This window comes from Microcoleus sp. AT9b-C3 (assembly GCF_036705485.1).
Classification (GTDB): domain Bacteria; phylum Cyanobacteriota; class Cyanobacteriia; order Cyanobacteriales; family Microcoleaceae; genus Microcoleus.
Map to the genome: position 1 here is coordinate 62,923 of NZ_JAUBUR010000012.1, position 25,886 is coordinate 88,808.

The 25,886-nt window shown below is 46.2% G+C and carries 20 protein-coding genes; 9 read left to right on the plus strand and 11 right to left on the minus strand.

Annotation, left to right across the window (positions count from 1 at the left end):
• Nucleotides 1-211: 211 nt before the first annotated feature.
• From carB to QUB77_RS13430, 4 genes are all read right to left on the minus strand, one after another.
• Entirely contained in the window at nt 212-3,523 is a 3,312-nt protein-coding gene (gene carB / locus QUB77_RS13415; protein WP_333173756.1) for a carbamoyl-phosphate synthase large subunit, read from the minus strand.
• Between the two features lie 730 nt (nt 3,524-4,253).
• The gene (locus tag QUB77_RS13420; RefSeq protein ID WP_333173517.1) at nt 4,254-4,493 is read right to left on the minus strand and encodes a hypothetical protein; all 240 of its coding nucleotides are present in this window, start codon (nt 4,491-4,493) and stop codon (nt 4,254-4,256) included.
• Nucleotides 4,494-4,706: 213 nt separating this feature from the next.
• Nucleotides 4,707-5,798, minus strand: a complete 1,092-nt coding sequence (locus QUB77_RS13425) for a transposase (RefSeq protein ID WP_333173519.1) — start codon at nt 5,796-5,798, stop codon at nt 4,707-4,709.
• A gap of 58 nt (nt 5,799-5,856) precedes the next feature.
• Complete coding sequence (locus QUB77_RS13430) at nt 5,857-6,012, minus strand: hypothetical protein (protein WP_333323045.1); 156 nt, start codon at nt 6,010-6,012, stop codon at nt 5,857-5,859.
• Nucleotides 6,013-6,471: 459 nt separating this feature from the next.
• Here QUB77_RS13430 and QUB77_RS13435 point away from each other — a divergent pair, with 459 nt between their 5' ends.
• The 4 genes from QUB77_RS13435 (at nt 6,472) to QUB77_RS13450 (ending at nt 9,937) form a co-directional block, all read left to right on the plus strand.
• Nucleotides 6,472-6,729, plus strand: a complete 258-nt coding sequence (locus tag QUB77_RS13435) for a hypothetical protein (protein ID WP_333070949.1) — start codon at nt 6,472-6,474, stop codon at nt 6,727-6,729.
• Complete coding sequence (locus QUB77_RS13440) at nt 6,722-7,945, plus strand: murein transglycosylase A (RefSeq protein WP_333173524.1); 1,224 nt, start codon at nt 6,722-6,724, stop codon at nt 7,943-7,945. Before QUB77_RS13435 ends, QUB77_RS13440 begins: the two co-directional genes overlap by 8 nt.
• Nucleotides 7,946-8,086: 141 nt before the next feature.
• Nucleotides 8,087-8,791, plus strand: a complete 705-nt coding sequence (locus QUB77_RS13445) for a tetratricopeptide repeat protein (RefSeq protein WP_333173526.1) — start codon at nt 8,087-8,089, stop codon at nt 8,789-8,791.
• A 258-nt stretch (nt 8,792-9,049) separates the two neighbouring features.
• The gene (locus QUB77_RS13450) at nt 9,050-9,937 is read left to right on the plus strand and encodes an ROK family protein (protein ID WP_333173528.1); all 888 of its coding nucleotides are present in this window, start codon (nt 9,050-9,052) and stop codon (nt 9,935-9,937) included.
• Nucleotides 9,938-10,104: 167 nt separating this feature from the next.
• Here the strand turns inward: QUB77_RS13450 and QUB77_RS13455 are convergent, their stop codons facing one another.
• The 3 genes from QUB77_RS13455 to QUB77_RS13465 all read right to left on the minus strand — a co-directional run bounded on the left by QUB77_RS13455 (nt 10,105) and on the right by QUB77_RS13465 (nt 13,781).
• Nucleotides 10,105-10,527, minus strand: coding sequence for a hypothetical protein (locus QUB77_RS13455; RefSeq protein ID WP_015174977.1), 423 nt, complete (start codon nt 10,525-10,527; stop codon nt 10,105-10,107).
• A 484-nt stretch (nt 10,528-11,011) separates the two neighbouring features.
• Nucleotides 11,012-12,670 (minus strand): CTP synthase, encoded by a 1,659-nt coding sequence (locus QUB77_RS13460; RefSeq protein ID WP_333173531.1) that lies wholly within the window; start codon nt 12,668-12,670, stop codon nt 11,012-11,014.
• 106 nt (nt 12,671-12,776) lie between these two features.
• Nucleotides 12,777-13,781: an Rpn family recombination-promoting nuclease/putative transposase gene (locus QUB77_RS13465; RefSeq protein ID WP_333173534.1), complete on the minus strand. Its 1,005-nt coding sequence runs from the start codon at nt 13,779-13,781 to the stop codon at nt 12,777-12,779.
• A gap of 294 nt (nt 13,782-14,075) precedes the next feature.
• On the opposite strand from QUB77_RS13465, the gene QUB77_RS13470 reads away from it, so the two are divergent.
• The 4 genes from QUB77_RS13470 (at nt 14,076) to cutA (ending at nt 18,434) form a co-directional block, all read left to right on the plus strand.
• Nucleotides 14,076-16,550 carry a VIT domain-containing protein gene (locus QUB77_RS13470; protein ID WP_333173537.1) on the plus strand — a complete coding sequence of 825 codons (2,475 nt, stop codon included), beginning with the start codon at nt 14,076-14,078 and terminating at the stop codon, nt 16,548-16,550.
• A gap of 253 nt (nt 16,551-16,803) precedes the next feature.
• Entirely contained in the window at nt 16,804-17,703 is a 900-nt protein-coding gene (locus QUB77_RS13475) for a pentapeptide repeat-containing protein (protein ID WP_333173540.1), read from the plus strand.
• Entirely contained in the window at nt 17,703-17,894 is a 192-nt protein-coding gene (locus QUB77_RS13480; protein WP_333173542.1) for a hypothetical protein, read from the plus strand. Before QUB77_RS13475 ends, QUB77_RS13480 begins: the two co-directional genes overlap by 1 nt.
• Nucleotides 17,895-18,113: 219 nt before the next feature.
• On the plus strand, nt 18,114-18,434 hold the full coding sequence (gene cutA / locus QUB77_RS13485) for a divalent-cation tolerance protein CutA (RefSeq protein ID WP_333173544.1): 321 nt from the start codon (nt 18,114-18,116) through the stop codon (nt 18,432-18,434).
• A 67-nt stretch (nt 18,435-18,501) separates the two neighbouring features.
• On the opposite strand, the gene QUB77_RS13490 is transcribed toward cutA, so the two are convergent.
• Both QUB77_RS13490 and QUB77_RS13495 read right to left on the minus strand, forming a co-directional pair.
• Entirely contained in the window at nt 18,502-19,041 is a 540-nt protein-coding gene (locus QUB77_RS13490) for a DUF2231 domain-containing protein (RefSeq protein ID WP_333173547.1), read from the minus strand.
• A 50-nt stretch (nt 19,042-19,091) separates the two neighbouring features.
• Nucleotides 19,092-19,370 (minus strand): hypothetical protein, encoded by a 279-nt coding sequence (locus QUB77_RS13495; protein ID WP_333173549.1) that lies wholly within the window; start codon nt 19,368-19,370, stop codon nt 19,092-19,094.
• 211 nt (nt 19,371-19,581) lie between these two features.
• Here QUB77_RS13495 and QUB77_RS13500 point away from each other — a divergent pair, with 211 nt between their 5' ends.
• Entirely contained in the window at nt 19,582-20,754 is a 1,173-nt protein-coding gene (locus QUB77_RS13500; RefSeq protein ID WP_333173551.1) for an FAD-binding oxidoreductase, read from the plus strand.
• Between the two features lie 257 nt (nt 20,755-21,011).
• Here QUB77_RS13500 and QUB77_RS13505 read toward each other — a convergent pair whose 3' ends face one another.
• Complete coding sequence (locus QUB77_RS13505; protein ID WP_333173552.1) at nt 21,012-22,130, minus strand: ATP-binding protein; 1,119 nt, start codon at nt 22,128-22,130, stop codon at nt 21,012-21,014.
• A 4-nt stretch (nt 22,131-22,134) separates the two neighbouring features.
• Nucleotides 22,135-25,842, minus strand: coding sequence for a PAS domain S-box protein (locus QUB77_RS13510; RefSeq protein ID WP_333173554.1), 3,708 nt, complete (start codon nt 25,840-25,842; stop codon nt 22,135-22,137).
• Nucleotides 25,843-25,886 lie beyond the last annotated feature (44 nt).

Below are 25,886 nucleotides of genomic sequence, written 5' to 3' on the forward strand. Positions count from 1 at the left end.
TAATAGTAGTAAGGTGCGCAGTGCGCACCCTACCTTTGAGACTTTCCCAGTTTAGGTTTGCGGGTAATAGTCTTGAAAAGAATGCAAGTCCTTAATCGTTTGTAGTAAGGTGCGCAGTGCGCACCCTACCTTTGAGACTTTCCCAGTTTAGGTTTGCGGGTAATAGTAGTAAGGTGCGCAGTGCGCACCCTACCTTTGAGACTTTCCCAGTTTAGGTTTGCGGGTAATAGTCTTGAATTGCTTTTACTTCCATCGGGTGGGATTTGAGCGATCGAATTCCCGCTGCTGTCGCTTTGGCACCAGCTATTGTGGTAATAATCGGGATTTTGTAAGTCAAAGCTGTGCGGCGGATAAAGATTCCGTCGGCGCGGGATTCTTCCCCAGAAGGTGTGGTGATAATTAGTTGAATTTTCTCATTCTTGATCGAATCCAACAAATTTGGTCGCCCTTCGTGCAGTTTCAATTCCAAATCTACCTCTAAACCTTGCTCTCGCAAAACTTTGCGTGTCCCGTGAGTTGCGACTACTTTGAAACCCAATTCTAAGAATTCCTTGACAACAGGTACAACTGCTAGTTTGTCCCGATCGCGCATCGAAATCAGCACGGTTCCCAACAACGGCATCATTTGTCCGGCACCGAGTTGAGCTTTGGCAAAGGCTTTGCCAAAATCGGTGTCAATTCCCATGACTTCACCGGTCGATCGCATTTCTGGCCCTAACAAGGTATCAGTTCCGGGGAACTTAGCAAAGGGCAATACAGCTTCTTTTACCGAAACATGGGTGGGTATAATCTCTTCAGTAAAACCCAAAGCTTCTAGAGTTTTGCCAGACATGACTCGCGAGGCCATTTTTGCTAAGGGAACTCCGATCGCCTTGGACACAAAAGGCACTGTTCGAGAAGCGCGCGGATTAGCTTCCAAAATGAAAACTTGTTCCCCTTGAACAGCAAATTGAATATTCATCAAGCCGATTACTTTCAGGGATTTTGCTAATTCTACAGTCCAGCGGCGGATTGTTGCCAAAGCTGCGTCAGAAAGCGTTTGGTAAGGGATAGAACAAGCAGAGTCGCCGGAGTGGATTCCCGCTTCCTCAATGTGCTCCATAATACCGCCGATCGTCACATTGCCAGTAGCATCGGCGATCGCATCGACATCAACCTCGATCGCGTTCTCCAAGAACTTATCAATTAAAATCGGATGATCGGGTTCTACTAAGACGGCATAGGTCATGTAACGTTCCAATTCCGTATCGGAATAAACAATTTCCATTGCTCGCCCGCCTAATACGTAACTCGGTCGCACCACTACCGGATAACCGATCCGTTGAGCTACTATTAAAGCATCCTCAAAACTGCGGGCTAAACCATTAGCAGCTTGCTGAATATCCAACTCCCGCAGAATCTTTTCAAATCGCTCCCTGTCTTCAGCAGTATCAATGGAATCCGGCGAAGTTCCCCAGATTTTTGTTTGTACATCGGGGTGATTTTCCAGAGCTTTTTGTAAAGGAACCGCTAATTTCAGCGGCGTTTGACCGCCAAACTGAATAATTACTCCCTCTGGATTTTCGGCTTCGATGATGTTGAGAACATCTTCTTTTGTTAGCGGTTCAAAATACAGGCGATCGCTCGTATCATAATCCGTCGAAACCGTCTCCGGGTTCGAGTTGACCATAATTGTCTCAAAGCCGTCTTCTCCTAGGGAATAGGAAGCGTGACAGCAGCAGTAATCAAACTCAATTCCCTGTCCGATTCGGTTCGGCCCGCCACCTAAAATCATCACTTTTCGTTTGGTAGAAGGCAAAACTTCCGACTCCGGCGCGAGACTGTGGCCTACAGGCGAAACTTTCTTTTCTTCATCGCCCAATTCCCAAATTGCCGCACCCGCTTCGTAGGTGGAATAATAATACGGTGTAAACGCTTCAAATTCAGCGGCACAAGTATCGACTGTTTTGTAAACCGGAATTACGCCTAACTCTTTGCGGTAAGCGCGGACTTGATCTTCCGGGGTTTTGGTGGCGTAAGCAATTTGGCGATCGCTAAAACCCAACTGCTTTACTTCAAACATTGCCTCTTTTGTCAACTCTTCCAACCGCGTTCGTTTCAAGAACTTCTCAGTTTCCAGCAATTCCTGCATCTTATCCAAAAACCAAGGATCAATTCCTGTAAACTCGAAGATATCTTCCACCGACATTCCCATCATCATCGCGTGGCGAACTGTAAAAATGCGATCGGGATTTGGCGTCCGCAATCCGGCGCGAATTTGTTCCAAACTCGGCAACTTTTCCGGTTTGTCGCACCCGAAACCTGCGCGGCCTGTTTCCAATCCCCGCAGTGCTTTTTGGAAGGATTCGTTGAAGCTGCGCCCGATCGCCATTACCTCTCCTACTGACTTCATTTGCGTTGTCAGAGTCGGTTCGGAACCAGGGAACTTTTCAAAGGCAAATCGGGGAATCTTCGTCACTACGTAGTCAATTGTCGGTTCAAAAGACGCCGGAGTTTTCTTGGTAATATCGTTGGAAATTTCGTCTAGGCTGTAACCTACCGCTAATTTTGCGGCCATTTTAGCAATAGGGAAACCAGTTGCTTTCGAGGCCAACGCGGAGGAACGGGAAACCCGAGGATTCATTTCAATAACGATGAAATCTCCGTTGACAGGATTGACGGCAAATTGAATATTGGAACCGCCGGTTTCAACTCCGATTTCGCGAATAATTTTCACCGAAGCATCCCGCAGGCGCTGATATTCTTTGTCTGTGAGAGTTTGCGCCGGGGCGACGGTGATAGAATCGCCGGTGTGGACGCCCATCGGGTCGAGATTCTCGATCGAACAAATAATCACCACATTATCTGCCAAATCCCGCATTACTTCCAGTTCGTACTCTTTCCAACCAATCAAAGATTGTTCGATCAAAATTTGCGATACTGGACTGGCATCAATCCCGCCTTGTGCCATTTCTTCAAATTCTTCTTGATTGTAAGAAATGCCGCCTCCCGTGCCTCCCATTGTAAAAGCAGGACGAATAATTAACGGATAACTGCCGATTTGGTGACCAATTGCTTTGGCTTCGTCGAGAGTGTTGGCAATTCCCGAAGGGCAAACTGCCACACCAATTCGCGCCATTGCTTCCTTAAATAATAGCCGATCTTCTGCCATTTCAATTGCTGGCAACTTAGCACCAATCAACTCGACGTTGTATTTTTCTAAAACGCCATTTTTAGCGACGGCAACTGCTAAATTTAGTGCTGTTTGACCCCCCATTGTCGGTAAAATTGCTTGAGGTCTTTCTTTAGCGATGATTTGTTCGAGGATGGCTGGCGTTAGAGGTTCGATGTAAATGCGATCGGCAGTTTCCGGATCGGTCATAATTGTTGCAGGGTTGGAATTTACCAACACTACTTCAAAACCTTCTTCTCGCAAAGCTTTGCAAGCTTGTGTCCCTGAATAGTCAAATTCGCACGCTTGACCGATAACAATTGGGCCGGAACCAATGAGAAGAATTTTTTTTAAGTCTTGACGACGGGGCATAGGTTCGTAATTAGTAATTGGACAAGGTGGAGGATTAATTTGATATTTTGCATCAGTCTTAGAAACAGGCTTTCTAAGCTGTTCCCCCCAAAGCTTACTCAAAATAGTGCAAGTTTTGTTGTTAATTTGAAATTGTGCACCATTCTCAGCATTTTGGAAGCAGAACCTCACAACTCCGGCTGACAGACACCCCCAGCTAACCAGAAATATTGATGAGAAAAGGGTGCAGTCGATCGGTAAATCAAGACTATTTTAAGTGTTGCGGTCAAATCGTGTTCTAAAATACACAATCCATTTATTCCGCCCCATTAATCATTGTAGGGACTTAGGCCAAGGCGTGTCCTGACTGTGGGGAACGGATAAAATTAACCGGGTTGGATGATGAAATTTCCCCATCGCCCTCGGAGGATGTGACAATCGGAGATCCAGCCATCTAGACGCGGCGATGGAGGACACGGCCGGGCCCCGTGTCCAAAGCGTGTCAACTTAAGCCCATCGTCCGCCAGTCCTCCCACCTGCCCCTCAGTCCGCCAGGGAATGAATTCCCTGTCTAATAGCTAAAGTCCTCTTGCATAGGACTAATGAGTTTAAAAGTGTTCTTCTGAGTCCTCATAGCGAGGACTTGAGTTTTGAGGAAGGGGTTTCAACCCCTCTCGGACTGCGGGTTTAACGTGTTTGTTGACAGGACGAAAGGCAGGGTGTCGTTTCCCTACCGTATTTCAGCCTATTTTTAAGCTTTGCGCGATCGGCGAATGAGTACGCTAATCACTTGTCCCGGCTTTGCACCTCGCTGCGGCGGGCTCCAATCCCCGACGGCGGCAAATCCCAGTCGGTACAAGGTGTGGATGGTTTCTAACACGGCTGCGCGGGAACCGACAACCGTTATCCGCACGACTTCCTGTTCCGATACTGCTGAGTCGTCATTTGGACGCGCGGAAAAGTTATCGTCAGGCACGAATTCCTGTGACATAATATGGTCTCCTGGTTTTTGGTTTTCTAGGAAAACCCAAAAACCCAGCCGCCCCGCACGTTAAAACAGAGCAGGGCGGCTACAGAGAGTGTTAAAATTCTGCTTTGTAAAACTTACCTAAACTTGTCTAAACCCATTTTTAGACACAATTCGGAGTTTACTTCCTACGCTATTGGGTAGACGGCTAATCCCAAGATAAGTAGGCTATCCCCCTCAAGCCGAGGGTTTCCAATTTAAAATATTTAGACTTGCGTTCCAGTCCCGATCTAAAGATATGCCACAAGCAGGACAATCAAAAGTCCGAATGCTTAGTGGCATATCTTTTTTAGTGCCACAATTCGAGCAAGTTTTAGTGCTGGGGAACCATTGGTCTACCAGCACTAAATTTGCCCCATACATTTTGCACTTATAATCGAGTTGGCGTTTGAACTCGTAAAAACCCAAATCGAATATTGCTCCAGCCAGCTTGTGATTCGCCATCATGCCCTGAACGTTCAAGTTTTCAATCTTGATTAGCTTAAAAGTTTTGGCTAAATAAGTTGTTAACTTGTGAAGGGAATCTAAACGAATACGAGCTATCCGTGCATGGAGCCGACGGATTTTATGGTAGATTTTGCGCTGATTTTGGGAGCCTCTTACCTGTTTTGAGGCTTTGCGTTGCAAGGTGGCAAGCTTGGTTTTCGCTTGTTTTAACGGCTTCGGCGCATCAAAGACCTGCTGAGTTGACAGCGTGGCAAAAGAATTAATGCCTACATCGATTCCTACAGAGCTTTCAGATTGTTGAACTGGCAAACGTTCGGCATCAACGCAAAAGGAAACAAACCAACGACTTCCTTCTTTTGAAATCGTAAAAGTTTGAGACACATAACCGCATTCTAGGGCTTCGTAGAGTCGAAAAGTCCCCAAGGTAGGAATCTTAATGGTTTTACCAGCGCTTAGTAAAACTTTGCCGTTAGATGAATCAACTGTAAAAGATTGACCGTCTCGGCGGCTAGCAAATTTTGGATGACCTGCCTTTCCAGAGCGATATCTACTAAAAGCATCTTTCAAGTCAATCAAAGCATTTTGATAAACTCGACTAGACAACTGGTTCATCCAGCCAAATTCAGCCTGTTTCTTGACGTGGTTGGTAAGAACTTTTTTAACTTCGTTGAGTACCTTCGAGTGTGTGAATTTTCCCTCGCTATACATTTGAGTCCGCAAGCTCAACCCAAAGTTAAACACTACGCGCCTGAATCCTGCGTGTTTTGCCATCAAAGTCGCTTCTGGGCCATTTAGTTTGAGCGCTCGTTTAATAGCAAACACAAAACTTCCTCTCAATAATCAACTATGGAGAATTTTAGCGAACTATTGGGCACTTGAGTCAAGCTCTATTAGCCTCCAGACTGCTGCTATCAGTTTGGCTGTTAGCTGTCCATTGCTGTTGGTAGCAGCTTTGGGCAGTGCAACTAGATTTTTGAGCGACGTGGGCTGCTTCCTCTTTGAGGAAAGCAGCCTTATTTTCACAGCGTAGCCACATAGAGGGGCCGCCGTCAATCGATTTAAGATTTTGGATTTTAGATTCGAGATTGAGATTTTCCTGCAACAACTCTATCGATTTTAGATTTTAGATTTTACATTGAGATTTTCCTGCAACAACTCTCCCGTCTCCCCCTCTCCCACCCTCCCCTTCTCCCACTCTCCCCCTCTCCCACTCTCCCCTCTCCCCCTCTCCCACTCTCCCACTCTCTCCCTCTCCCCCCCTCCCTCTCCCTCAATCCAACCTACTAGATGAGGGAATGCGCCGAGGAAGAGGTAAAATATGGAATCGTTCCAAAAGCTTACAATCAAAAATCTAAAATACAGATATGCCTAGAACACAAGTGCGAATATTCCGTGCACCTGCTGCTTGAGGGCAACCACATCAATTTTTGATTTTTGATTTTTGATTTTTGATTTTTGATTTTTGATTGTCCTCCAACAACTCTCTCCATCTCCTATGCCTAGAACACCCAGCGAATATTCCGTACACCTGCTGCTTGATGGCGGCCACCGCGAAGAAGTGCGTTTCGCAACGCTGCAAGATTTTCAAAAGTGGTACAGCAGTACGCTGGTGCCGAAACAAGATTCAAGAGAATTTCTTAACGTCCCGATCAAAAATATTCAAGGCGAATACATGGTAGTTCGGCCTACCAGCGTTCTCGCAATTCGCGTAGAACCGATATTTACTTCTAGCGTCGAACGATACGATGAATAAGGAAAATTATCAATTGAGTAGGAAAGATTGGAAATTGAGCAAGATTTTTCGCTATCAGCTATTAGCGATCGCCTGTTGCGTTTTGGCGATCGCTTTTTCGGTGCCCGCCGTTGCAGCGCCGCCACTGCAACCAATTAGTCTAAATCAATTGCAAGCTGGCGAGTCGGATGATCTCGCCTTTGACGCTCAAATCTGGGGCGAAAATGGCAAATCCGGAGATAAAGAATTGCTGTTAAAGTCGATCGACAACAGCCTCCGCTATCTCAATACATCGGCCGCCGCCACTGCTTACAGCCGCTATCCAGTCGCAGGAGTTACGCGCGATCGAGTCCGCCGTTCCCTCAATCGATTCCGCCAATTAGTTGTCAGTTCCACAACCCCAGCACAACTTCAGGAATCTGTCAAGCGCGAGTTTGTATTTTACAAATCCACGGGCAAAGACGGCAAAGGAACAGTCGCATTTACAGGTTATTTCGAGCCGACTTACGCAGCATCTCGCACGCCTAATTCCGAATACCGTTATCCCCTGTACCGGATGCCGCAAAACATGGCATCTTGGCCGAAACCTCACCCGACCAGATTGCAATTAGAAGGCGAAGATGCTTTGCAGGCAAGTAAAGGATTGCTGCGAGGATTAGAATTAGTTTGGTTGCGCGATCGATTCCAAGCATTTCTCGTGCACGTCCAAGGTTCTGCGAGATTGCAGCTAACTGATGGTAGCATGATGACCGTCGGTTTTGCAGGCAAAACCAGTCACAGTTATACAGGAGTTGGAAGAGAATTAGTTAAAGACGGAAAGTTTACTTTAGAAGAGTTAAATTTGCCGAAACTCAGGGAATATTTCACCAACTTTCCCGCAGATATGAACAAATATTTGCCGAAAAATGAAAGCTTTGTATTCTTCCGGGATACTAATGGAGCTCCAGCCACAGGAAGCATTGGAGTGCCAGTAACTGCCGAAAGGTCGATCGCCACCGATAAAGCCTTAATGCCCCCCGGTGCACTAGCATTAATTAGTACAAAACTCCCTTATCCGAATGCGGCGGGACAACTCGAACAAAATGCCGTGAATCGGTACGTTTTGGATCAAGATACCGGCGGTGCAATCAAAGGCGCGGGGAGAGTTGACGTATTTATGGGAACGGGAGATTTAGCGGGCGATCGGGCCGGTTTTATCAACTCGACAGGAGAACTGTATTATCCGCTTTTAAAGTAGATTAATTCTACTTTATATGATTGTTTGCTGTGCGTCGCAATCCCGGACACGGCAATGCGCCGTGTCCCTAGATCTTATCGCCGACAATCTCTATGTAGATTGCTATAAAATAGAAAATACCCGACCCTCCCAACCCCACAAATGCTAAACAAAATTCTGCAATTCTTCAAACGACTATTTCAGCGAATATTCGGAGCCCCAACCCCACCCACCCCGCCGGGAAATACCGCCATCCGCCCAACCTTAACTGACGCGGAATACGAGTCGAAATTCATGGAAATGCTGGAAGGGGTGAATGCCGGCTGGAGTCGCGGGGATGTAGCGGGATTCTTAATCGCAAAACGCCTTAAAGATGGTGAGTTTGCGGCTTGGTTGCGACGGTTTGGCAAAAGATTGTTAGAGGGCGAACATGATGAAACCGCTGCTACGGATGCGGTGGCATCGCTTCAGGAATTGGCGCAGCGGCTGGTATTGTTAGGTAGAATTGGCAGCGGGGAATTGTCAGAGGTTGCCAGGCAAATTGGGCGGGAGATATTGACACGGTTTCCGCTGCCGGAGGCTGAGGAGGAGGAGACAAAGGGGAGGGTGATTGAGGCGGTGTTTGTTGGGGATGGTTTGGGTTTTTCCGGGGAAGTGAACCGCAGAGGCGCTGAGGCTGCGGAGGCAGAATCGGAAGTTAATGTAGATGCTGAGGCGTGGTGCGATCGAGGGAACGAACAGTATAATTTAGGAAGATTTGAAGAGGCGATCGCATCTTATAATCAGGCAATTGCTCTCAAACCAGACTATCACGATGCTTTGCACAACCGAGAGGTAGCGCAACGTAAGTTAGGCGAAATTAAATAGGCGAACTTGCTTGTATCCATAATTGTTGCTAGTAGTGCGATCGGTATGATAATATTAAGAATTAAGCGCCCTTTTTGGGCTAATTCTCATATATTTAAAATAGGAATTTTAGGACTGAAGTATTCACTACCTACTTAAATTGCAAGGTGCGCAATGCGCACCATACAATTTAATTTGTAAGGTGCGCAATGCGCACCATACAATACGTTTATACTATTAGGATTAATCCCCAATTATTGCATCCAAAATCCACATCGAATGACACAAGTAATCGGCATTGACTTAGGCGGAACCGCAATTAAACTCGGCAGATTCGGCGAAGACGGCATTTGCCATCAATCCTTAACTGTTCCAACTCCTCAACCGGCAACGCCAGAGGCAGTTTTAGTCGCGATGACCGATGCTATTTTACAACTGAATCCGGTCGAAAATGCTGTAAGTGCGATCGGCATCGGCACTCCAGGCCCCGCAGACGCCGCCGGCCGCATAGCCAGAGTAGCAATTAACCTCAAAAACTGGCATAACGTCCCCCTCGCTGACTGGGTGGAAGCTAAAACCGGACTGCCGACCATGTTAGCAAATGATGCCAACTGTGCCGGATTGGGAGAAGCTTGGTTGGGCGCGGGAAGGCAATTTAAAAATCTAATTTTACTAACTTTAGGTACAGGCGTCGGCGGTGCAGTTATCCTAGACGGCAAACTATTTGTAGGTCATCAAGGCGCGGCTGGAGAGCTAGGATTGATTACTATAAATCCCGACGGCCCGGAGTGCAACAGCGGCAATCGCGGTTCTTTAGAACAGTACGTTTCGGTACAAGCAATTCGCCGCGAAACGGGTTTGGAACCTATAGAATTAGCAAATTTAGCTAAGTCTGGAGATGCCAAAGCTTTAGAATTTTGGCAAAATTACGGGCGCTATCTGGGTATCGGTTTGGCAAGTCTCATTTATATTTTGACGCCGGAAGCTATTATTATCGGTGGTGGAATTAGTGCAGGTGCAGAATTTTTCTTGCCGAAGGTTCAATCCGAAATTCAGCAACGTGTACTGCCGAGTTCTCGCGAAGATTTGCAGTTATTGGTTGCTGAATTGGGCAATCAAGCAGGCATGGTAGGCGCGGCAAAATTAGCTTGGCAGCTTGTTCAATAGTTAAAATTTTAAAAATCAGCGCATTTTACTGCGCTTTTTTTATATCTAAAATTAGGGTGCAACCTAAGCACTTTAGCTCAAAAATAAAATGAATGTGAGGAGTTACTAAACATAGTCTCCCTTCATTGTTCATGCTTCTAACTAATGACTGATGACTAATGACTGCTTCATGGCAGAGATTGTCCAGTCGTATTTTTAATGTATTCCTGAATTTCTTGGTAAGTTTCCGGGTTGCTTTGGCGGAGGATAATAATATTAGTTGCACTGTCAGGCAAGCAAAAGCTTAGCCGACCGTTCTGTTCGCAAGCAAAAGAGCTAATTCGACTCATATCGATCGCAAATTCTTTGCGGTCATAATGAATTTTAATCCACGAACCTCTAGAATTGCGATCGATGGTTTTTTTGAGGTAATCGAGAACTTGCTTGTAAGCCTCATAATTGCCTTGGGGATTGAGGATAATCGGCTGACTGCTATTAGGCAGCCAAAAGGTGAGACGCTTGTTATCCAGTTCGCTAGAAAAAGCACTTATAGTGTCAAGGTCAATTATGTATGTACTTTTCTCATAAGTAATTTTGCTCCAATAAGCCACAAAGCCTCCTCAAACCTGTGTTTCCTGGTATTTTAGAATAGTTTGACAACTCATACCATTTTAGATTTTAGATTTTAGATTTTAGATTGGGCATGACTGATGACTATCGGGGTTGGGAAGTTGCCTAAAGTTGCATTTTTTTGGGAAACTGGTATCACCCTTGAAATCCGTAAAAAGTTAAGTAAAAAATCAGCATTTTTACCTTCTGCCTTCTGCCTTCTGCCTTCTGCCTTCTGCCTTCTGCCTTCTCCCTTGTGGTACTAGCCCCCCCAGCCCTAGCATAGGGGTTGGGGGGGAGGTTTTTCAGTCGTTGAGAATGCTGCCCGATATCTAGTCCGGTAAGTGCGACCCCTATCAAATCCTATTGGTCTGTTGGGTGGGTTTTGTAATGTCCATTGTCGGGGCGATTTGAATATTGTCTATTCTAAACCGCCCCTACAGATATCTAATATATCAGAAGTAATCGATCGCACATGATATGAGATCAGTTGGCGACAACTTTCCCGGCCACCAAGTCGCGACCCTGATCTTCTAAAACATCCTGCTTTCCCTGGATGCTAGCGGCCTGGATAAACCCTTGAAACAATGGGTGGGGGGCGCTAGGTCGAGATTGGAATTCGGGGTGAAATTGACAGGCTATGAAAAAGGGATGGTTGGGCAATTCGATCATTTCTACCAATCGGCCGTCTGGAGATGTACCGGAGACTGCATAACCTGATTCTAAGAAAAGATTGCGGTAGGCGTTGTTGAATTCGTACCGATGGCGGTGTCGCTCGTAAATCACTTCTTTCTGATAAAGTTTGAAAGCGAGGGTGTCTGGGTTGACGCGGCACGGATACAAACCCAGGCGCATTGTACCGCCCAAATCGACTACATCTTGCTGTTCTGGCAATAAATTAATTACCGGGTTTGCTGTATCGGGGTTAAATTCAGCACTGTTGGCATCCTTTAGTTGGGCGTTGTTGCGCGCCCATTCAATCACAGCACACTGCATCCCCAAACACAATCCCAAAAATGGAATTTTGTGGTGTTTAGCATATTCGATCGCCGCTATTTTGCCGTCAACTCCCCGAACCCCAAAACCTCCCGGTACTAGAATGCCGTTGATATCTTTGAGATAATTATCGAGGTTTCCCGATTCTAAATCTTCTGAGTTAATCCAGTGCAAATTTAGGTCGCAACCGATCGCAATTGCCGCGTGCCGCAAAGCTTCGACCACCGAAAGATAAGCATCGTTTAACCGCACGTATTTGCCAACTAAAGCAATATCAATTTTGTGATTGGGACTGTAAAGCCTGTTGACTAAAGTTTGCCACTGATGCAAATCTGGCTGGCGATGTTCGAGTTGCAGCAAATTGATGGTTTGTTCCGCCAAACCCTCCTGTTCCATCATCAGCGGCACTTCGTAGATACTTTTGGCATCTTGAGCGGTGATGACGCATTCTTCGGGCACGTTGCAGAATTCCGACAATTTCTGTTTCATGCCCAAAGACAGCGGGCGATCGCACCGACAGACTAAAATATCTGGTTGAATGCCTATAGACCGCAATTCCTTCACCGAATGCTGAGTCGGTTTAGTTTTCATCTCCCCAGCCGAAGGAATCCAAGGTATCAGCGTGACGTGCATATACACAACATTTTGCCGGCCGACATCCTTGCGAAATTGGCGAATTGCCTCCAAAAACGGCAAAGACTCAATATCTCCCACCGTTCCGCCGATTTCCGTAATCACGACATCGGGATTAGTATTTTTGGCTACCCGGTGAATTCGCTCTTTAATCTCATTAGTGATGTGCGGAATCACCTGCACCGTGCTCCCCTGATACTCACCGCGGCGTTCTTTGTTGATCACCGCTTGATAAATGGAACCCGTGGTGACGCTGTTGAGGCGAGACATGGAAGTATCGGTAAAACGCTCGTAGTGACCCAAATCCAGGTCAGTTTCCGCACCGTCTTGCGTCACAAAGACTTCTCCGTGCTGAAACGGGCTCAGAGTGCCGGGGTCAACGTTAATATAGGGGTCTAGCTTCAAAATCGAGACAGAATAGTCCCGCGACTTCAATAGGCGGCCCAAGGAAGCACCGACAATTCCCTTGCCGATGCTGGAAACCACGCCGCCAGTCACAAACACAAATTTGCTCATAGGATTTTCGACTTTAGATGTTTCAATGTCAGGTCAGACTCAAATGTGACATAGGTAATCCATAAGGGCAACCACGGGGGATGACCCCTACACCCATTTGACCAAATTATTGACGATTGTTATGTGCTTGCAACCAAGTTGTCAAATCTGACACACTGGCAAAGTCTAATAGTGCCTCTCCTAAATTCTCTAATTGCTGAGCGGATAACTCAGCAATGCTGGTTTTGATCTCCGGCGACAGCAAGCCGACACTGCGCTCCAACTGACGAACAATTAATGTCACTTTTCCTTGTTTGATGCCTTGTTCGATACCTTGTTCGATGCCTTGTTCGATGCCTTGTTCGATGCCTTGTTCGATGCCTTGTTCGATGCCTTGTCTGATGCCTTGTTCTATCCCGATTCGGGTAGCTTTGGTAATTGCACCGCGCTGGTCTTGAATAAAAATTTCTCGCCTTTCTAAATCCTCCAATTCATCAGGATCGAGATTTGCTTCATTGGCAATTGTAAAAGCTTTGCGGAGTTCCGGTACATTTCCCAACTCTTCCGGTACAGACCTTAACGTCCGAGCGGTTTTCATGAAATATATCCACTTATCAGTCAGAGTCTCTAATTCTGCTAAAGTCTTGTCAAATTTTGGCAACTCAACAAATACAAATTCTAATTCATCCGCCAAATACTCGACCAGATTGTTTTTTTCTTTGATACAAAACCGCGAAATTACTGTTTCCAGATGCTCAAACATTGGGAAATCTGTAATCGTCAACGCAATCACGGGATTTAAGAGGTTGTAGTTTTCGCCGCTTTTCAATTGCACTGAGTAAGCTTTGGTAGCATTGTATAAAATCCGTTTTTCAAAGGATTCTACATTCAACACCTGCATTTCAATAATTACAGTTTTACTGCCACCAATTTTAGCTTTGACATCCAAGTAAGTATCTTTAACTCCTTTGATTTTGGGAGCTAAATAAGGGTCAAGAATTTCTAAATCTTCGATGACTGGCTGCGCTTCGTAGAGGATGGCATTTAAGAAGCTAATCAAAATGTCTTTGCTGTCAGCAGAGCCGAAGATTTTTTTAAATGCAAAGTCGGTTTTGGGGTTGATAAAATTCATGGCTTTTTCAGTTTATTAGAGCTTGAGAGGTTGAGGTTAGAGTTATTTAATTATTTAACTATCATACAATCTTCTAGGTTGGGGTCGCGGACGATCGCCCCAACCGACCTCACCCAAATACGGATGGAAGCCCACAGTCCGCCCCTAGGCGAGTCAATCTAAAATCTAAAATCTAAAATCTAAAATCAGCCCTATGCCCTTGGTGATTTTTCCCAGAAAGCTAACTCAGGAACGTTTCGCGAAGCGTAAAGTCATGGTAAACATAGCACCTCAAGTCTGCTAAAAAAAACAGCTATGAAGTTTGTCTGCGTTATATCCCCTCAACGGTTGCTTTCTGCTGGTATCGCATTGCTCGCTGCGATCGAGTGTGGCGCGTGGCTCGCTCCAAATGCGGCGCGGGCAAACGCTCCTGGGGAAAATTATTCCTCTGTGTCGCCGAAAATCCTCGCTAGTAACGATGTTAATTGCAATGGGGCGCGATCGCCCGAAACTAGCTGTCGAGTAGGCGGTTTGTTCGTCAAAACTCCCAATACGACTCAAGAACAAGTCTTTCCTCTCAAGCAGACTGAAGTTAAAGCCAAAATTGCTGGCAATATCTCCCGCGTCGAAGTTGTTCAGAAGTTTGAAAATCCTTTTCCCGAATCTATAGAAGCTGTTTATATATTTCCTTTGCCCGACGAAGCGGCGGTGGACGATATGGAAATTAAAATAGGCTCACGAATTATTAAAGCGGATATCAAACGCCGCGAGGAAGCTTTGGAAATTTACGAACAAGCCAGAAAGCAAGGCCGGACTGCTGGTTTGTTGGAACAAGAACGATCCAATATTTTTACTCAGTCTCTCGCTAATATCAAACCGGGAGAAAAAATTGAAGTTACGATTCGCTACACCGAAAGTCTCAAGTTTGCCGGCGGCGATTATGAATTTGTGTTTCCAATGGTGGTAGGGCCGCGCTATATTTCGGGAAATTCGACAGGTGCCGATCGCATTAACCCGCCTGTTTTGCCTCCCGGAACACGATCGGGTCACAATATCGCTGTTTCGGTAGAAATAGATGCCGGAGTGGCGATCGGCGATGTCCGCTCTACTTCCCATCAAATTACAACTGACCGCAGCGGCAATATTGTACAAGTCCAATTAGCCAATTCAGACACCATTCCCAATAAAGATTTAATTCTGCGCTATCGAGTCGCGGGCGAAAATACTCGGGCAACTATTTTGACTCAATCAGACAAGCGGGGCGGTCATTTTGCTACTTATTTGATTCCGGCTTTAAACTACAAAACTAATGAAATTGTACCAAAAGATCTCGTGTTTCTGATGGATACTTCCGGTTCTCAACAGGGCGAACCGCTGGCAAAATCTAAGGAGTTGATGCGCCGCTTCATTCAAGGGCTCAATCCCAACGATACTTTTACTATTATTGATTTTGCCAACACTGCGCAAGCGCTTTCAACAACTCCTTTAGCAAATACTCCAGAAAATCGACAAAAAGCAATTAATTATATCGAAAAGTTGCAGGCTAACGGCGGTACTGAATTGCTTAACGGCATTCAAACTGTGATGAATTTTCCGGCGGCGGCAAGGGGAAGGCTGCGGAGTATTGTACTAATTACTGACGGTTACATTGGTAATGAAAATGAAGTGCTGGCTCTGGTTCAGCAGAGTCTGAAACCGGGAAATCGACTTTATAGTTTTGGTGTCGGCGGTTCGGTGAATCGGTTTTTGATTAACCGTTTGGCGGAAGTGGGAAGAGGCACGTCTCAGGTAATTCGTCAAGATGAACCCTCGGCAGAAGCGGCAGAAAAGTTTTTTCGGGAAATTAATCGTCCGGTATTGACTAATATTCAAATTAGTTGGGAAGGAATGGGGGAAAAACCGGAGATTTATCCGATCGCACCTCCAGATTTGTTTGCGAGTGGGCCGCTGGTTTTGTTTGGCAAAAAGAGCGATCGAGCCTCCGGCCAACTTCGCATTCGCGGCACTCTTGCGGGCGGCAAAGCTTACGAGCAAGTTTTACCTGTTAATTTTGCTCAATCCGGCTCTTCGCGGCAGCGGGAGTCAACTTCAGTCGCAGCAAGCGCTACGGATTTTGGCAATCCGGCGGTAGCTCAACTTTGGGGGCGATGGCGCATTAAAGATTTAATGAATCAAATGTTTGGTGGTGAGACTAAATCTCTGGTGGAAGCTGTGACTAATACTGCTCTGAGTTATCGGTTGCTGTCGGAATACACGGCTTTTGTGGCTGTGAGCGAAGAAGTGCGAGTCGAACCAGATGGATCTCGTCGCCGCGTGCAAGTGCCTGTGGAATTGCCGCAGGGTGTCAGCTATGAAGGTATTTTCGAGTCGGAAGGGGCCGAGCCAACTAGAGGCGGCACTCGCAGCGTTACCTCGACTCGCAACTCGGCGCCAGTGAGTCCAGCTCCTGCTATGCCACGGCAGCCCGGTTACGGTGAGTTGCAACGCCCGAAGCCTTTGGTTTCTCGCCTCCAAGTAGTCAGCGCCGAAGGGTTGGATGCCGGGGCACTCGTGGCTTTGACTCAATACCTACAATCGGTTAATCTCCCGGCGGGGGTTAGCGGTGAAACGGTGTGGGAGTTATCGGTACAAGACGGCCGCGTTGCCCGAGTGGCGATCGACCCTCAAACCTCGACGCTGCAAGCAACAGACGCCGTAGAGACTCTCAAGAAGGCTTTGAGTTCCTGGCAACCTCCTGCAGGATTCAAGGGCACGCTGCGCCTGAAGTTGCGAATTAGGCTAGATCCTTAAGCAAGGAGTATCTATGTCAAAAAATATTAACTTTTAATTCAAAAATACCGAAAGGGCGATCGCTACCCCGTGGAAGATATAAAATCTTTATTAAGAGATTGCCTTTAAACAGAAAGTGATGTTAATGAAATTTATACCGTTTGAGGCAAACGCTAAAACAGTTTCCTTTCTGAAACAGTTTCCTTTCTGAAACAACCTTAACAGTAAAGATTTCTGGATCGAAACCCCACAATCATAGAAGGTATGATGCCCTATGGAAGTTAGTGAACTGCTCAACAATTACGAAAAAGGACAAAGAGATTTTAGTGGAGCCGACCTCAGCGGAAAAAACCTCAGCGGATCAATCTTAATCGGAGTCAACCTTTCGCAAGCTAATCTTTCCGGGGCGAACCTCAGCAGGGCGTTTCTCACCAAAGCCACACTCAAAGATGCACAGATGCAAAGAACAAATCTGACTTTTGCCAAAATGGGCGAAACCCAACTTTCGGGTGCAGATTTGACAAAAGCTAATTTGAGTGGAGCTTTTTTGGTAAAAGCAAAATTGCCCAGAGTAAAGTTAACCGGCGCAACTTTAACTAGCGCAAACCTGCGCGGTGCTGTGTTGTGGAATGCCAATTTGTGCAGCGCCGACTTGCAATTAGTTAACTTGCTGGGCGCGAATCTGACGGCAGCTAATTTTAAGTGGGCCAACCTTTACGGTGCAAGGCTCAACAGTGCAAAACTTGTTGGAGCTCAATTAACCGGAGTCAGTCTGCGGCGAGCGCAGTTGACAGGGGTGAATCTCTGCGGTGTAGATTTGAGTGGCGTTAACGTGAGTGAAGCTAAATTAATGGGAGCTAATTTGGAAGGCTCCAATTTGGCAGGGGCGAATTTCAGCGCGGCTCAGTTGCGTGGGGTAAAGTTGGCGGGTGCAAACTTAACCCGGGCTAAGTTGAGGGGAAGTTGTTTGAGAGGGGCTAATCTGAATTGGGCAAAGTTGTGTCAAGCAGATTTGATGGCAGCAGATTTGAGCGAGGCGACGTTAATAGGAGCTAATTTAGATAATGCTTTGTTGGCGGGAGCTATTTTGCCGGAATCTACTAGGCGCTATTTTTCCTTAGCTGGGGCGGGCAGAGTCAATTCTTGGGAAGTTACGGAAATTAAAAATGGGTAATGGGAAAGGGGGAGTTTGGAAGTGGGGAATTGGTAATTGCGTATCTGAAGGGGATTTTTGGGCGGGCATCCCGCCCAACCCCTACTTCCCACAAGAATTTCATCCCACTTGACTTTCAGTTGACAGTTGACCGCTTGACAGTTGACCGCACGCGGGGCGACTTCTACCTGGAAGTCCGAGGATTGGAGTAATGAATAGTCTTCTTTTAATTTCTCCCGCTCATGCTTGGGGCTTTAAACCAATTCTTTTTGGTAAAATTTAGATGCGACACGATCGATTAAATCCGGTAACTAGAATTATTAGAAGTGGTAGATATCCGCGCCTGACAAGGCATTGCCCTGTAGCTACAAAGGATTACGCTCAAGGTTTTTTGTTGAAATCTATTTTTTAATCTCAAATCTAAAATTGTTATGACTGTTAATTTTGGGGTGGTGCTGGTAACTGCTGCATCGGAGGCGGAGGCGGAAAATATTGCTAAATCTTTAGTTGAACACAAGCTGGCTGCTTGTGTGAGTTTGTCGCCGATTCGCTCTATTTATACTTGGCAAGGCGAGATTCATTCCGAGTCGGAGTGGCAGTTGGTAATTAAGACTGATCTGGCTAAATTGGAGGCTTTAAAAACAAAAGTTCAGGAACTCCATTCCTATGAAGTTCCCGAAATTATTGCTATTCCTATTATCGCTGGCAGCGATGCTTATCTCAATTGGCTGGGACAATCTTTAAGTTTGTAGTAAGGACTTTAGTCCTAAAGTGTCCAATGAAGAGGAACCCAAGTCCCTACTACAAATGGTCAGAAACCTACGAATTATGACTGGTAGGGCCGATGACGCCGATTTTATGGCGAAAACTTAGTTCGCCGCCGAACCAGCCTGTAATGCCCAGCAAGGTTGCAACGACGATCGATATTGCTAAACCTGTATATACGATCGGCTCAGCCGGATTTCCTTGTCGCAACAACAGGTTAATCAGGGTAAGTACCATAACCGCCACATTGCCGCCCATGTGCAACCAACCGGCACTGCGATCGCGCACTCTTTTAACTTTGAAAAAATCTAAAAAGCCTGTGATTGCGGCCAAAATCCCCGCCGCAAAACCGACACCCATCAGCCAAACCGAAGCTCTCGCCCAAAACGGATCGCTTGTCAGCCAATAACCGACATCAGTGCCGGCGGCTCCTACTAAAAAGGCTACCGGAAAGATGACGATGATTGGGTGGAGGGGATGGCCTGCAACTGAAAGCGTACTCGTAATGCCGGCATCGCGATACTCTCTGTCGTCACTTTCGAGAATCGGCGGAATATTGGGATAAGGCGTACTATTTCTGGGATTTGTTTCCATGATTTCTACGATAACTTTTGTACAACAAAGCCGTTTTTATTGGATTGAACTTAATCCCAAACCCGCTCGCCATTTTCGTCAACGCGGGCCTGCCGAATTACGTCAGAAATTTCATCGGCGTCTTTGACGTGGTGCAAAGCTTTCTTTTCCCCATCGGGTTCTTCTACGATCACATAAGTTGGAACTGTAACAACATCTCCCGTGATGTCGGGTACGTGGTCTACCGCCAGTTGCTGGGCTTTTTCTTCGATGGTTTGCGGTTCGTCGGCAATACGATCGCCCGGATTGACCGTGCGCTCCATATCTTTGCCTGGTTTGTCGATACTCATAAAAACCTCTCTGGTATTTCTAATTTTTTGCTGACTCTAATTCCTACTATTGAACGAAAAATATCTCTACCTAAACATCTCCCGACGGGTGGAAGTTTCAGTTAGGGCGATCGCAGGCAGCCTCTTCCTGTAGGTAGAGGTTTTTCGATTGGTTCGGAAAAAAACTAAGCTAAAATCTAAGCATGATATTTTCCTTCCGTTTGAGTTGCCCATGAAAAGTTACGATTGGATTGTTGTCGGCGGTGGCATTACGGGTGCGTCACTGAGTTACGAACTGGCAAAAAAAGGTTTTGCTGTGCTGCTTTTGGAACGAGATGCTACCCTGCAAAATGCGACTCGTTTTAGTTATGGCGGCTTGGCTTATTGGTCGGGAACGACTGATTTAACTCGGCAATTGTGTCGGGAAGGGATCGAACGCCACCGCCATTTATCGGTCGAATTAGATGCTGATACTGAGTTTCGCGAGTTGGATTTGCTGCTGACAATTGAGGCAGGTACTGATGCCGAAAAAGTGGCGGCTAATTACGCGCATTTTGCGATCTTTCCGCAGCTTTTGAGTGTTGCAGAAGCTGGCGAGTTGGAACCTTTACTCAATAAAAGTGCGATCGCCGGAGCTCTGATTGTGCGTCACGGTCACATTTCGCCGACTGCCACAAATAAAGCTTATTGTCAAGGGTTTCTACGGTTGGGAGGAACTATAGAATTTGCTGAAGTAATTGGGTTTATAGAAGAGGGAAATCGGATTTCGGGAGTCAAGACGGCCCAGGGAATTTATCGTTGTGAAAATACTGTGGTTTGTGCGGGAGGTTGGAGTCGGAGTTTGCTGAAAGTCGCTGGTGTTTCTGTGGGAGTTTATTTTACTCGCACGGAGATTTTGGAAACAGCACCTGTGGATTTGAAACTCAGGACTTTGGTGATGCCTGCGGTATTAAAACGTTTTGAATTGGAAGCTGAATCGAGTAGAATTGAGGTAGATTTTCTGTGGGATGAACCTGGTAAAGAGTTACAGCCGCCGATTTTAGATTCTGGTGCAATTGGGTTTAAGGATGGCAGTTTGCGGATCGGGCAATTGTCTCGCACTTTGAGCGATTTGAATGCTAAAGTCGATCGCGAAACCAGCGAAACGGCAATTCGTGCAGGAATCAGCAAGGTTTTGCCTGATTTGGCAGGTTTACCGGCAACTTGGCACGAGTGTAGTGTGGCATTTAGCGCTGATAATTTGCCTGTAGTGGGGCCAATTGCCGATCGCCCTGGATTGCACGTTTTTTCCGGTCTCAGCAATCCTTTGGTGATTGTACCTGCTTTGGCTGAGCGATTTGCGAATGCGGCGGGGGGAGAAGAAGATAGGGCGATCGAGCTTTTGTCTCCCCATCGATTTGCTTAAAAATGATATCATGTCCGGCCTGATTGAGACTTGTATGAATTTTGTAGGGGCGGGTTGACTAACAATAATTGCCTGTAATCTACAATCTCATAAACCCGCCCCCCGATACTTTTATCTCCTCTCCGTTGAATTGTCCGCGATGAAATTCTGTCGCGTGGTGGGGGCGGGTTTATGTAGATTGTTAGTCTGGATGATAGATTGTTGGTGAAACCCGCCCCTACAAGTATTGTGCTTATTTTACCGGACATGACTACTGACTACTGACTACTGACTAACAAAGGCAGCGCGACAATAAATTTAGTACCTTTGTCGATCGCACTTTCCACACTTATTGTACCGCCGTGCAGGTCAACTATGTGTTTGACAATGCAGAGTCCCAAACCCGATCCTTTAATATTGCCTACATTAGCACCCCGTTCAAACTGCTGAAATAGTTTTCCTTGATATTCCGGTGTCATCCCAATTCCCTCATCTCGCACGCACAAAATTATTTGTTGATTTTCGCAGCTTAAGTCTAAACTGACCTTGCCACCGTTTGGAGAATATTTAATAGCGTTTGAAAGCAAATTAGTCAGAAGGTGGTGCAGTAGTTTGGCATCGAGATTGGCGTGCAGCGGATTTGTGTGACTGCGGAAATGTATTAGGTGTTTGTCTGTGACGATAGGTTGCAGTTCTTCTAAAATAGAATTGCATAAATCCGTCGCATTAATCTGATTTAAATTTAAGCAAACTTTGCCTGATTCTGCTTTGCTAAGCATTAAAATATCTTCCAGCAACCCACTCATATTACTGACGGCTTTTTTAATGCGATCGACATTTTTATGGGTAGTTCCGGGGTTTCTCTGCAAATCGCTATCTTCTAGCATTTCAGCCGATAACTGTATAGTAGTTAAAGGAGTGTTTAAATCGTGGTAAGCCATTGAAATAAAGCGCGCTCTATTTTCGCTTTTTTCTGCTGCTACTGCCATTATTTTTTTCAGACTAACTGCTTCTTGATGTTTGCTCAGTGCTATCTTGATAGTGGCGTGCATTTCTCTTTCTTTAAAAGGTTTTAGCAGGTAGCCGTAAGAACCAGTATTTTCGGCTCGCTGCAAAGTTGCGTCGTCGGCATAGGCAGTTGTATAGATAATTGGTATATCTAATTCTTGATTAATTATTGCTGCTGTTTCTATGCCGTCAATGTCGCCTTTGATAACTATGTCCATTAAAATTAAATCTGGTTGTAGTTCGCGGGCGCGCTGAATGGCATCCGCTCCTGAAGAAACTATATCGGCGATTTGATATCCCAACTTCTCTAATTTCGGGGCTAAGTTTTTAGCAATTAACAGTTCGTCTTCGACAATCAAAATCTTAATTGCTCTTTCGGCAAAACTCATATTTTTACAATCTTTGAAAGTAGTTTAACTCGTTAAATTTTAAGTGAAATGATGTACCAAATTTTCTGGATATTTCGATGGTTCCTTCTAACTGATCGGTTAAAGTGCACACAACTTGAAACCCCATCGAGTGAGTTTTCCGAAAATCTAAGTTTTGAGGAAAGCCAATGCCGTTGTCCTTAACTAAGAGGTTGATTTCTTGATTGCCCGTTTGATAACATTCTACACTAACTGTACCAGTTGTGCCATCAGGAAAAGCGTGTTTCAGCGTATTTGAAACCAATTCATTGGCAATTAAACCGCAGGGAGTAGCAGTTTCAAGATTTAGGGAAATTGGCTCAGCTAATACCTGCAACTGAATTTGGTTGTTGCTAATATTGTAAGAGTGAAACAAGTTACTTACCAAATCTTCAAGATATTCACCAAAATTAATTTGCGCTAGGTTAGTCGAACGGTACAGTTTTTCGTGAATCAGAGCCATAGAATAAAGGCGATTCTGACTTTCTTCAAACATTTTGCTTACTTGCGGGTCGGCAACTGTGTTCGATTGCAATTCTAACAGACTGGCAACTACGCAGAGGTTGTTTTTGACGCGGTGGTGAATTTCTTTGAGCAAAATTTCTTTTTCTCTGAGGGAGTTTTTCAAATTTGCTTCCGCTTGTTTGCGATCGCTCAGTTCAGCTTGCAGTTGCTGGTAAAGTAGAGATTGCTGAATGGCGATCGCCAATTGATTCACCAACTGCTGAAATAAATTGATTTCCCATTCTTTCCAATCACGAGGGCCATCGCATTGGTGGGCAATCAGCAATCCCCAAAGTTGGCTGTGCTGAATAATCGGCACTACTAGCTTTGCCCTAACTTGAATTTGTTTCATAAACTCCGCTACACAAGCTGTAAGGAAGGGAGAATCTAGTTCCGAGATCGCAGAAATTCGCCCTTGCAAATAAAGCTGATAACTTTCAGGCGGAAAAACCTCTTCGCCAAAATATCTATCCACGAGTTGGCTGCATCCTTCTGCCACGGCTTCAGCAATTACTCGCCCGCCGCTTTTGGGTAAAAGTTGATAAACCAAAACTCGATCGGCTAATAATACTTGCTGGAGTTCCGCAACCGTGGTGTTGAGAATTTCCTTTAATTGCAAAGACTGGCGGACACGACGGGCGATCGCCTCCACAAGCCGTTCTTGCTCGAACTGCTGCCCCCTAGCGAGTTCGGCGTATTTAGAATTGCTGATATCAGCGGCATAACCAATAATTTCGATCGGAATGCCCCTGCTGTCAACCAATAGTTTTAGTTCCGTCCTTAGCCAGCGGTAACTTCCGTCTTGGTGTAGAAAACGGTACTCGCAAATGCAATTTTTTTGTGGGGACAAATCCGAAAAATTTACTATAAATTGTGGTCGATCTTCAGGGTGAATCCTGCTAGACCAAAATTTACAATCTGCTAATAATTCTTGGGGGTCGTAGCCAAAGATTGTCTGAACGTTGTCGCTGATGTAAGTAGTACAAAAGTCCCCCATCGGTGCGGCGGTAAAAATTACCGCCGGATTAGAACCCAGCAAAAATTGCAGGCGTTCTTTTAACTGCTGAAATTCCATTTCTGCTCGCTTACGATAACTGATATCTTCGATCGCCCCCATGCTGTAGAGAGGAATGCCCTCGCGATCGCGGATCAGCGTCACCGTCAAGTTTGCCCACATCAGCTCGCCATTCTTCTTAATCAAGCGTTTTTCCCTTTGGAAGCGAGCAATCTTGCCCTCGACCAACTGCTTGACTTGCTCCACATCTGCTTGTAAATCTTCTGGATGCGTGAGTTCAGTAAAAGTCATGGTAGCCAACTCCGAATCGCTGTAGCCCAACATCTGGCGGTGAGCTTCATTCACTTTGATCGTGCGGTAGTCGCGCACGCTTGCCAAACCAAGCGCGATCGGAGCATCGTCAAATAAGTTGCGAAACTTTTCCTCGCTCTTTTGCAGTGCAGCTTCTGCCTGTTTGCGAGCGGTAATGTCTCGGGCGACCCACATCACCCGATCACAATCCAGGGGCGAAATACTGGCATCAAACCAGAATAACTTGCAGCCAATTTCCATCCTGTATTCAATTCTGTGGGTTTGGCCAGATGCCAATGTTTGGCGAATGTGGGTCAGGGCAAAATTAGCTTCCGCTTCTGGGAAGATTTCGGCGACGGTTTTGCCCAGCACTTCAGGAGCAGGTTTGTACAGCAGTTCGGGAGCCGTGGGGGCGATTTTGAGGTAGCGGCCGCTTGCGTCGAAAACCAGCACGATATCCGTCATGGCGTTAAACAGCGCCAACAGTTCGGCTTCGGAGTTTTGGAGTTTTTCTTCGGTCAATTTGCGATCCGTAATGTCGGTGTCAGTGCCAGTCAGGTGTAATGCCTTGCCAGAAGCCGATCGGATCGCGCTGCCTCGGGCAAGTATCCAGCAGGTGCTGCCGTCTTTACGCAGCATCCGGTGTTCTACTTCATAAATTTCTGTCACACCCTCTAGATAAGCCTTTACTGCTTCCTCGACTACAACTCGATCGTCGGGATGAACGTGAGACACCCAATTTTCCATGCGGTTAGGAATCTCTGTGTCTTGATAGCCCAACAAAGCTTTCAAAGACGGAGCAATGTAGATTTCGCCGGTTTCCAAATTCCAGTCCCAAACCCCCACTTTGCCGGCCGATACTGCCAGTTCGTACCATTGTGTCCGCTGCACCACTCTCCGTTCTAACTCTGCATTGAGCTGCTGCAAAGCGATTTCTGCTTGTTTGCGATCCGTGACATCCCGGCCTGCAGCTTGATACTCGACGATTTGTCCGCTCTCGTCAAATATCGCCCGATCGATCCACTGCTGCCAGCGAATTTCCCCGCTCGGCAAAATTACTTGGTGCTCGCAGGTAAAAATAGGGTTGTCGGGAGACACAGAAGTATATTGCTGTTGAAAAATTTCTCGGTCTGCTTCTGGCAGCAGGGACAGGAAGCATTTGCCGAGTAAGTCGAACGGCTGCTGGCCGAAATAACGGCAGTAAGCTTGATTGACAAAAGTTATTTTACCGTCTGGGAGGTAGCGGCAAATCAGTTCGGTTTGGTCTTCCACAATCGCCAGGTAGCGCGCCTCGCTCTGCCGCATGGCATTTTCGGCCTTTTGGCGATCGCTGACTTTTTCTAGTTCACAATTGCCTTCTAACAGTTCGCATTGTTCCTGGAGGTTTGCCACTTCTTGATTCAGTGCCTCGATCCAGCTATACATTGCTGGGCGAATACTTTTTCCGCTGATTAAACCTACTGGCTGACCCCGTTCATCTACAATTGGCAAGCAGTCGATCGAGTATTGACAAAATAGCTTGAATGCGGTAATGAGATCTGTAAATTCTGATTCTTGTAAGACAATTAAATTCTGCCTCATTGCGTCGGCAACTTTCATGCCTTGCCATCCGTATTCGGCCGCGGCTAAGTTCAGCACATCTTCCGGGGTTAGCAGTCCGACTAGCTGATTTTCATCGACAACTAAGACGCAACTAATAGATGCTTTTACAGTTTCGTTTGAGTCGGGAAATGCAGGTGAATTAGGGAGTGGGCAAGGGTTGCTCGGCCCACGCATCAGGGCGATCGCGTCTGCGAGCGAAGTTGAGGGCGCAACCGTCACAGGGTGGCGATCGACAGCTTCGTCGGGCGATCGTAAATTTGCCGACAAATTAGCAAGTTCCATTAGTCTTGGTCAAAAAGTATTGCTAATTAACTTTAGCAATACTT